Genomic DNA, 9,150 nt, shown 5'->3' with positions numbered 1-9,150 from the left:
CGGACCTCGTGAATGCTTACTCCTCAAGTGCGCCAAAGGCGTGTTCGGTGTCGGCAACCAGGCGGCACTGCGCGACCTGACTCTCCATCAGTCCAGGTGCCAGCCTCTCGGCTTCCGCACGGGTCATGAGGAGGCTTGCACGTCCCGGGGTCGTCAGGACAGTGGCGAGCAGCGCGCGAGCCGCATCGTCGGCTGCCGGTCCAGTAAGCGCTGCGGCCGGGACCTGCTGGTTCGCCAGGAGGTCGAGTAGGCCGTGTTGCCGGCCTCCGCCGGTGGCCAGGGGTAGCTCCACTGCTGCGGATTCCCGTCCACCGGCTTGGGGATAGGCGTCCTGGTGGTGGCGGGTGATGCCACGCATGGCAGCGACGAGCGGGGTCTCCTCTGGACGGTCCTCGTGCTCGTGGAACTGATCACCGGGCCGGTAGTCGCGTCGGCGGCGCAGTGTGCGTCGGACTGCTGCGGCGCTGAGCGCTGCGCCCACTGTGACTGCGAGATAGCCGGCGCCGCGCGGCAGCTCGATGCCCGGCTCGGGCGCCTCGTGATGGGTCGCGGCCACATGGGGTGGAGGCTGATTGTTCGACTGGGCGGTCTGTGGTGCGGGGGCGGGCTGGGTGCCCGTAGTGGCGCTTGGCGTCGGAGCCGGTGAGGTGGGCGCGGCCGAGTCGTGGTGGTCGGCGGGGACTGACAGGCGGTCGGGAGCTGGGGGCGCGGGAGGCGCGGTCGCCGGCTCCGGAGTGCGGGGCAGGAGGAAGGTCCAGCCCGGAGTGATCTCATCCGGGTCGTCCAGGTGGCGGCCATCGAACTGCGGCCGGAGCTTGTTGAGTTCGTAGATCTCGCGCCAGCGAAGGGGGTTGTCCAGGTGACGGTCGGCGAGGTCCCACAGGGTGTCGCCCGGCCGGACGGTGCAGGCGCTGGCGGCCTGCGCGGCGGCGCGGTCAGCGGCGGGAGCGGGGGCGCTCTTCAGCGTGGTCATGGTGGGTGTTGCCGGAGCGGTGGCGGCGACTGGCGTGCTCCATGCTGCCAACGCGGTGGTGCTGCGGGCGGCGGGCGCACTGCGCAGGCTGGCGGCGAGTGCGAGAACGATCGCTCCGACGAGTAGCCCAGCGACCGTCTGCCGGGCGGTGAACGCGAACGTCTCGGATCCTGCAGCGCGCAGTAGCGCCCCGAAGTTCGCTGCGTACCAGATCACTTCGCGCAGCGTCTGCAGTAGAAGGTATGTCCAGAGCACCCAGCTCAAGCAGTAGAGGAGCTGCAGCAGGAGGACCGTGGAGAGCGGGCTGTTGGCCCAGGCCATGACCTCGTCCAACTCGGGCAGCCTCTTGGGGCGGAACTCCTCGGCCCACACGAGGAGGGCGTACGGCAGTCCCGCGAGCAGGCCTGCCAGGGCAGCGGCGGCGCCGAGTGCGCGCAGCAGGCGACCAAGGCGTTCGATGGTCGAGGTCACTGGGTGTCCGTCTCCTCGGCGTGCGCGGTGGCCGTCGCGCTGACGTTGATGGTGGTGATGCCGAGGAGGGCGAGGAGCTGGGTGCGCTGGGTGCGGTGGACGGTGACCGTCACCTGGTCGGCGCTCGCCGTCGCCTCCCCCGCGGCTCCCGCAGTGCGCAGGTAGCTGGTGGCAGCCTGCTCTGCCTCACCTGCCCGCAGGGTGAGCGGCTGCTGGTCGCGGAGCAGTTTGAGGTCGAGGTGGCGGGCACCGTCACGGGCGGCCTCCTGGGCTTCACCGTAGGCCCGGGCCTTGGCGGCGAGGGCGAGGCCGCCGTCGACCGTCAGCCCGAGCAGGGCGAGCAGACCCATGACCACGACGACCGTGAACGGCGTGATCGATCCCTGGTCGGAGCAACGCTCCCTGCGTGGAGCAACGTTGGCGTTCACCGACGTTCTCCGGCGCGGTAGGTCTCCAGCGGGACGCTGAACGTCTCCGTGATGGTGTGGTTGCCCGGCCACGGGATCGCGGCGAGGCCCGCGAGGTCGGCCGTGCACGCCACCGTGACGTTGATCTGTCCACCGGGCCGGAAGGCGTTGCTGTCGGCCGTGGTCGACAGCCGCGAGCAGGCCAGCCCGGCGCCGTCGAGCGCGGAGCGGGCAGCGGCCTGGGCAGCAGCGCCGGCAGCGGTCGGCGTGCGCGCAAGGGAGGCGGCACGGGCCGCCTGGTGGGCGGCGTCCGCGACATCCAGCCGTGCCGAGACAAGGCGACCAGCGCCTACTGCCACCAGGAGCAGCGCGAGAAGTACCGGGGTGATGAGGGCCATCTCGGCGGACACCGAGCCCCGGTCACCGCATCTGCGAGCTGCCACGCGGGTCCTCCGTTGGGTAGCGGGTCAGTGGTTCGGTGACGTGAGGTGTTCGACGGGGCCGCTCGCGTGGGCGCGCACGTGCAGGTCGAGAAAGGGCACGACATGCACCACACCGCCGCTGACGTCGACGCTCGCCTCAGCGGCACCGCGGTGCACCGCAAGCTTCGGCGAGGTCAAGGTCGCGGAACCGACCTGCCCCAGGAAGGCTTGGCCGTCTGCCCGGCCTTGCTCAGCCGTGGCCCGCTCTGCGCGGGCGGTGGCCAGCGCGCGGGCAGCGGCCGCTTGGGCGATGTGGTGAGCGTGAACCGCCAGGGCGAACTGCACGACGGCCATCAGCACGAGCAGGAGCAGTGGGGCCGCGAGGGCGAGCTCGGGAGTGGCCGCTCCTCGGTCGCGCTCGTGGGGCAAGTGGCGTCGTAGCAGCATGAACGCGTCCTAGAAGTTGAGGCCGTTGACCTTGTCGAGAACCTTCGTTGTCAGGACGCCGAGCGCAGCAATGCCGCACAGGACGAGCAGCGCCGTGATGACGATGGTCTCGGTGGTGTAGCCGGCGTCGGGCTCGGCCTTGGCGCGGGCATACCCGTCAGCGAGTCGGGCTGCCAGGCGGCGGGCGGCAGTTCGGGCGAGGGACCGGGCGTAGGTGACGGTGGTGCGCATCGAGGACTCCGTGGGGAACGTGGTGAGGGGTCAGAGCCCGGAGAGGGCGTGGGCGAGGGCTGGGTAGCCGATGAAGAGGAGGAACCCGGCGAAGAGGAGGACCACGGGGAGGCTCATCCGCTCGGTGGCGGAGGCGGCTTCGGCTTCTGCCTCGGCGAGCAGGTGAGCGCGCAGCGTGGCGGCCTTACTGGTCAGGGATGCCTTGACCTTGGCGCCCTCGTGGCCGGCGAGCGCGGTGGTGGCGGCCAGTTCGGACAGCTCCGGAACCGCGAGGCGTTCGCCGAGCTCACCCAGCGGTGTCCAGGGCGGCGTCCGGGTGACCTCGGCTTGGGAGAGTGCACGGCGGAAGGCGGCGAACGCCGCCCCGTGGCCGGCGTTCGCGGCAGCGGTCAGGGCCTGCTCGACGCCTGCGCCGCCGGACAGCGCGACGACGGTCAGGTCCAGGAACGTGGACAGCGCGTGGCGGACCTCGTCCCGGTAGCGCGCTGCTCGCTGACGAAGCGCCAGATCTGGGGCGAAGAAGAGCACGAGAGCCAGCGCCGCCGAGGCCCAGAGCGGCAGGAGCAGCGGCAGGTCGAGCCCGGCCACCGCCAGCGTGCCGGTGAGCACCCAGGTCATCAGCAGCCCGGCAACGGCGGCGGTCGCCTTCTCCGCGAGGTGACGTTCGACCGGGACGCCGAGGGTACGCAGATCCGCGGCGATCTTCTGTCCAGGCAGACGGCAGCGCACCAACAACGGCACGAACCGCGTACCGAGTCGCGCTGACCAACCCTCGAACTCTCCCCCACGAGGAGGTGGTGCAGCCGCCGGTGGCGTTGGTGCGAGGGCAGTTGCGAGGGCTGGGACGGGTGGGCGCCAGCCGAGCCAGGCCCACCATGCGCCAGCGCCGAACCCGGCTCCGAGCAGCAGATAGATCACGACGTGAGCTCCGTCCCCGCGCCCGCGAGCAGGCGAGCCGGTTCGGCGAAAGCGGAAATGCGCCGCAGCCAGGCGAACGCACCCGCGAACAGCCCGCCGACCAGCAGCAGCACGAGCTGTCCGGCGGCGGTGTCGAACGGCTGGAGGTAGGACCGGTTGAGGACGACCAGCCCGATGGCCATGCCGAGGGTCGTGGCGACCACGATCCGCACCGAAGTCCGGATACGAGCACGCGAGGAGGCCGTTCGAGCCCGCATCAAAGCCTGCTCACGAGCCGAGCGAGCCAGGCCCGCGAGGAGGTCGGCGAGCCGTCCGGACTGCCGCCCGGCGGCGCCCAGGAGCGCGATCACGACCAGGTCGCCGAGCGGGTCCGCCAAGCCGTCCGCCAGCTCGTGCAGCGCGTCGGACAGCCGCTGGCCGCGACGGATACGGCCTGCGCAGTCGGCGATCTGGGGGCGGATGGCCTGCGGGGCCGTGGCGGCGGTGGCGAGCAGCGCCTGTTCAAGGCCGGCTGCCGCAGCGAGGGTGTCGCGCAACTGCTCGGTCCAGCTGGCGATCGCCTCGATTCGGGCGACAGCGCGTTCGTGGTCCTTGTCCCGTCCCAGCAGGCTGGGCAGGAACCAGGCAGCCAACGCGGCCAACGGCGCCGCTACGGGCCATCCGGTCACCAGGAAAACGGCCAGCGACGTGAGCACCGTCGCAGCGAGCCGTCGCCCTGGGCGCGTGGGGCGGTGGGCCCGCCACCAGCGTAGGACGCGGCCTTCTTGACGATCCGTGGTGGACTCGGTCGGCCGTAGCCCGGTGTACAGCAGCCACGCGCCGCCGCCGAACCCGGCACCGAGCAGAAGGACCAGGAGCAGTCGGGCGCTCACAGCGACCACCCACTGGCCGTCTGGGGTGCGCGGTAGCCGACGGCAGCGAGATCATCCAGCGTCGCGGCGCGCAGCGGAACCGCGGGCACAGCTCGCCGGTCGGGGCCGGGACGGTAGACCTCGTTGGAGATCAGCTGTCCGCCGTCCGCGTCGATGATCTCGCGGATCGAGGAGACTGCCCGGCGCCCGGAGGTGTCGCGGGCGAGGTGGATCACGAAGTGGACCGCGGAGGCGACCAGCAGGTTCGTGGCCTCCAGGCTCAACCTCTCGGGTGCCTGCACGGCGTACGCCGCCAGCTTGGTGAACACGCCGCGTGAGGTGGAGGCGTGGATCGTGGACAGGGAGCCGTCGTTGCCCTGGCTCATCGCGTTGCACATCGGCACGACCTCGGCGCCGCGGATCTCGCCGACGATCACCCGGTCCGGGGCCATCCGCAGCCCCCAACGCACCAGCTCCGCCTGGTCGATGGCGCCTTCGCCCTCGATGTTCGCCTCGCGCGCCTGCATAGGCACGACGTCGGGGTGCAGGCTGTCCTGATGGAGCCCGAGTTCGAAGGTGTCCTCGATGGTCACCAGTCGCTCCGACGCCGGGATCTCGGAGGCCAGCGCGCGCAGCAGGGTCGTCTTCCCGACGTTCGTTCCCCCGGCGACGATGATGTTCTTGCGCGCTCGCACCAGGGCGCGCAGCAGCTGCTCCAGGTCCTCGTCGAACGCCCCGAGGTCACGCAGCTGGGCCAAGGTCGCGCGCGGGTAGCGGTGGCGGCGGATCGACAGGGAGACCCGGCCGGAGACCGCCATCACGGCGAACATCCGCGAGCCGTCCGGCAGCTGCACGTTCAGTCTCGGCACCGCCCGGTCGAACCGGCGCTCCTCCTCCCCGCCGCGCGCCGCGACCGTACGGATCAGCTCCACCAACTCACCGTCCGAGGAGGCGATCGGCGCAACCTGCTCCTTGCGGCCGTCCGCGTAGCGAACGAACACCCCGTCACAGCCGTTCGCGTCGATGTTCTCCACCTCGGCGTCGTCCAGCAACTGCTGCAGGCCGCCGAGGCCGAATAGGGCGCCGTGCGCAGCACTCATGACCCGGCGCTCGGCTTCCTTCTCCAAGGCCTTCTCGCCCCGGGTAAGGAGGCGAGCAGTGTGGCGTTCCAGCGTCTCGGTGAGCAGCCGCTCCCCGAGCGCCCGGCGCTGCCTGGCCGACCGTGGACGTTCGCCCTTCTCCTCCCGGTCCTGGGCGTCGGCGACCAGCAGCTGAGCGACCTCGACCCGCAGGCTTTCGCTCAACGCCTTCTCGCTCGGCAGGCTCTGGGCTGGCTCTGAGAGGGCAGCATCCTGGTGCGGGATCAGCGTCATGTGAGCTCTCCTCGAAGCACGGTGGCGAGGTTGGTCTGCTCAGCCGCGCCGTCGCCCGTCGGCGGCTGGTGGTCTGCGGGCGCCTGCTGCTCGGGAAGACGCCGACGCAGTTCCAGGGCGAGACGGCGAACGGCATCCAGCAGAGGACGGCGGGGCTTGAGCGGCCAGCGGTTCCGTGGCGCCGGGCGACCGCGCAGCAGCGCCGCGGTCGGCGGATCGTGCGGCAGCATCAGGCACGCATCGGCCCCGAGGGCCGCCTCCACCTCCGCCGTCGGCCAAGGACAGTGGCCGACAACCGCGACTACCAGCGTCCCGACCCGGTCTCGCAGGCGGGCAGCAGCCTCTGCCGTGTGCGCCAATGCTTCGACGGACCCAGCGGTCACGAGCACGAGCACGTCCGAGGCCGACAGCAGCTTCTCGGCCGACGGGCCGACCACCCCAAGGCCGCCGCAGTCCACGATCAAGAGCGCGTCGTCAAGTTCAGCCTCGGCCCAGGCCGGGCTCAGGGCATCCAGGGCGGCCATGCACTGCGCGCTCTCGGCCGGGGCAACCACCATCTCCACGCCACCGGGCAGACGCTGAACGTGCTTCCGCAACAAGGCCGTTGTCAGCCCCGCGCGGCGCGAGGCCGCCGCCAGACTCACCAACCCTGGACTGTCCCGCAGTCCAAAGCGCAACAGCGCGTCACCGCCACCGGCATCCGCCTCGAGCACCAGCGGCTGAACGTCACCCGGCCACGCTGCTGCCAGGGCCAGCGCGGACGTACTGGCGCCGGGTGAACCCTTCGCCGCACCGACCACGATCACGGCCATCAGCGACCACTCCCGGTCGCCTCGCCACCCAGCAGAACGACGGCAGGCTCCTGGTCGGCCACCAGCTGGCCCACCTGTCCGGCAGCAACGCGCACCATCGCCACTGCGCCGCCCGACGGTCCGCTGCCAGACCGGACGTCGAGAGTCATCGCCTCAACGGAAGCGGTGCTCGCCGCAGTTCCGGCCGTCGGGCTGCCCGTCGCGCTCGGATGGGTCTCGTAGACAGCAACCCGGTCGCCAGCACCGAGCGTCGGCGGGTACCGCCCTTCCTTGAGCGCGAGGGTCACGACGGCCGTCCCGGGCTGGGTCGGCCCCTGGCCGAACAGGCCCTCGGAGAGCAGCAGCCCCGCCGGCAGCGACGCGTTGGCCCGCTGACCGACGACCTGACCCTGGCGACTCGCCGCAATCGTCACGGCCCCCGCGTTAGCGGAGACGAGTACTGACTTCACGTCAGCATTGGTCAGGACCTGCCCCGCCGACACTGGCCGTGCCAACGCGAGCACTTCGCTCCGTTGCCCAGTGGCGACCGCGACCGCCCCGAACAGCAGCGCGCACACCACCATGGCCGCGAGCCCGGTGAACAGACGCAGCCGATCGCGCCGCTTCACCGCCGCGATCCGCATCCCCTCCCCCGCGCTCGCCTTCGCCACCGCAGCGGGGCTGCCGCCCTTTGATCGTGCGGACGGAACCTTCAACGCCAACATCAACGCACCACTCCTACGGTCTCGACCAATGCCACATCCACCGCACGTCAGCGGCCGGCTCCCGCCACCACGAGCGACTGCACCTCCACGACCTTCACCGGCAGCTCGGAGCGCGTCACCAAGTCCGGGAAGGTGCCGTTCTGCCCGGCTCCGGACCACGCCACCGACCAGTGGGCCGTCACAACCGCGTGGAACACCCCACCCGGCTCTTCACTCGACGGCCGCTCGAAGACGTGCCCACAGTCCGGCGACGCCGCGTCCGGATCAGAGTCCGGTCCGTACGGCGTCCCGGGGCCCCGGCACACCACGGGGTCCGATCCGTCGCCCAGGTCCCAGGTCATGGAGGAGGGCGTCGCAGTGGCTTCGACCATCACCTCGGGCACCTCGGCGGTTGACCGAACGGGTGCCCATGACGTCCGCTCGACCCACAGCCACGACGGCACACCCACCACTTGGCGTGACGTCTCCACCGGCGACATGCGCACCTGCGGCTTCGGCAGCTCCAACTTCGAGACGGCCTTCGCGGCAAGCACCGCAGGATCGACGACAGGCGTCGGCTTGCCCACGCTGCCGAAGTCCGCCCACAGCGGCCCACCGGTCAGCGGTGTGGAGCCGAAGTTGCCCTGCGGAAAGGTGCCCCCGCAGTCGAGTTCGTACCACTGGCCCTTGTGACCGTTGTCGAGGGTGAGAACGTCCGATGCAGGCACGCTGACACAGGTTGGCTTCTGGCCATCTCCCCCTGGTCCTCCGCTGCCTGTGGTGGGAGGAGCCGCTCCTGACCCGCCAGGAGTCACCGCATTGTGCGCCGCTGACAGGTCACAGGCAGCATTGCCGCAGACGGTAGTGCCGTAGTGAGTGCCCTGTCCGTCAGCCAGCGCCACACCCACGTGGTTCGTGGAGGCCAAGAGGAACCCAGAAGCGACCACTACGACGCGGCTCAGCATGTTCCCTCGGCGCCGGTGATCTGCTCAGTGACCACCCACTTGCCATTCGCCTGCAACGTGATCGCCGACGCCGAGCGACTGCGGCCCCCAGGGACGTCGTCGGCCAGACTGCCGTCGGCCTTGTACTTCAGCCAGTGGGTGTCATCCAGGCAGTCCGCCACCTCCACCCGGTTCGGTGAGGTCGCCGGGGTCACCGAGGTGACGTGCGCCTTCCACACCAGTCGGCCCTTACCCACGAGCCCCTTGCCCCGCTCGTCCGCGAACGTCTGCGACCAGGCCGTCAACGGCTGCCCCGTCATGTGGGCAGCGAGGCGCGGATTCCGGTAGTCAGCCGTCAGGGCGGCCGTCATGATGTCTTCCCACATCGCGTCATACGCGGCGAGCGCCTCCGGAGGAGCCGGCGGACCAGACCATGAGGGAGCGGACACGGGCACCGTCGGGCTCACCGTCCCCGTAGCCGTACTGGGAGGCGAGCCCGGCGCCCTGGACGTGGCTTCCTCGCTTGGCGAAGGCCCGCTCGTACAGCTTGCGACCCCCACCATCGACACCAGGCTGAGAGTCAAGGCCCAAACCCTCCGACCTCGGTGTTTCAGCAGG

General features: G+C 70.9%; 12 protein-coding genes. All 12 read right to left on the bottom strand.

The window, feature by feature from the left end; translation table 11 throughout:
• Positions 1-16 precede the first annotated feature (16 nt).
• The 12 genes from C7C46_RS32525 to C7C46_RS32470 all read right to left on the bottom strand — a co-directional run bounded on the left by C7C46_RS32525 (position 17) and on the right by C7C46_RS32470 (position 8,903).
• The gene (locus tag C7C46_RS32525; protein WP_110673518.1) at positions 17-1,444 is read right to left on the bottom strand and encodes a LysM peptidoglycan-binding domain-containing protein; all 1,428 of its coding nucleotides are present in this window, start codon (positions 1,442-1,444) and stop codon (positions 17-19) included.
• Positions 1,441-1,872, bottom strand: coding sequence for a pilus assembly protein TadG-related protein (locus tag C7C46_RS32520; protein WP_220040743.1), 432 nt, complete (start codon positions 1,870-1,872; stop codon positions 1,441-1,443). Before C7C46_RS32520 ends, C7C46_RS32525 begins: the two co-directional genes overlap by 4 nt.
• The gene (locus tag C7C46_RS32515) at positions 1,869-2,261 is read right to left on the bottom strand and encodes a TadE/TadG family type IV pilus assembly protein (RefSeq protein ID WP_110673517.1); all 393 of its coding nucleotides are present in this window, start codon (positions 2,259-2,261) and stop codon (positions 1,869-1,871) included. Before C7C46_RS32515 ends, C7C46_RS32520 begins: the two co-directional genes overlap by 4 nt.
• Before the next feature lie 57 nt (positions 2,262-2,318).
• The gene (locus tag C7C46_RS32510) at positions 2,319-2,720 is read right to left on the bottom strand and encodes a TadE/TadG family type IV pilus assembly protein (RefSeq protein WP_110673516.1); all 402 of its coding nucleotides are present in this window, start codon (positions 2,718-2,720) and stop codon (positions 2,319-2,321) included.
• Between the two features lie 9 nt (positions 2,721-2,729).
• Entirely contained in the window at positions 2,730-2,951 is a 222-nt protein-coding gene (locus tag C7C46_RS32505) for a hypothetical protein (RefSeq protein ID WP_110673515.1), read from the bottom strand.
• Between the two features lie 30 nt (positions 2,952-2,981).
• Entirely contained in the window at positions 2,982-3,692 is a 711-nt protein-coding gene (locus C7C46_RS32500; RefSeq protein WP_245985291.1) for a type II secretion system F family protein, read from the bottom strand.
• A 173-nt stretch (positions 3,693-3,865) separates the two neighbouring features.
• Positions 3,866-4,741, bottom strand: a complete 876-nt coding sequence (locus C7C46_RS32495; protein WP_220040742.1) for a type II secretion system F family protein — start codon at positions 4,739-4,741, stop codon at positions 3,866-3,868.
• Complete coding sequence (locus C7C46_RS32490; protein ID WP_110673512.1) at positions 4,738-6,093, bottom strand: TadA family conjugal transfer-associated ATPase; 1,356 nt, start codon at positions 6,091-6,093, stop codon at positions 4,738-4,740. Before C7C46_RS32490 ends, C7C46_RS32495 begins: the two co-directional genes overlap by 4 nt.
• Complete coding sequence (locus tag C7C46_RS32485) at positions 6,090-6,905, bottom strand: carbon monoxide dehydrogenase maturation protein (protein WP_110673511.1); 816 nt, start codon at positions 6,903-6,905, stop codon at positions 6,090-6,092. Before C7C46_RS32485 ends, C7C46_RS32490 begins: the two co-directional genes overlap by 4 nt.
• Entirely contained in the window at positions 6,905-7,609 is a 705-nt protein-coding gene (locus C7C46_RS32480; protein ID WP_146259309.1) for an SAF domain-containing protein, read from the bottom strand. The genes C7C46_RS32485 and C7C46_RS32480 overlap by 1 nt, the downstream gene beginning before the upstream one ends.
• Before the next feature lie 47 nt (positions 7,610-7,656).
• A complete protein-coding gene (locus tag C7C46_RS32475) occupies positions 7,657-8,316 on the bottom strand; it encodes a hypothetical protein (RefSeq protein WP_110673509.1) in 660 nt (219 codons plus the stop codon).
• A 230-nt stretch (positions 8,317-8,546) separates the two neighbouring features.
• Positions 8,547-8,903: a hypothetical protein gene (locus C7C46_RS32470; protein ID WP_146259308.1), complete on the bottom strand. Its 357-nt coding sequence runs from the start codon at positions 8,901-8,903 to the stop codon at positions 8,547-8,549.
• Between the last annotated feature and the right edge of the window lie 247 nt (positions 8,904-9,150).

The sequence above is a fragment of the Streptomyces tateyamensis genome, from assembly GCF_003205575.1.
Taxonomy (GTDB): domain Bacteria; phylum Actinomycetota; class Actinomycetes; order Streptomycetales; family Streptomycetaceae; genus Kitasatospora; species Kitasatospora tateyamensis.
The sequence above is the reverse complement of the archived record's forward strand: the minus strand, read 5'-3'. Positions and strand labels throughout refer to the sequence as shown.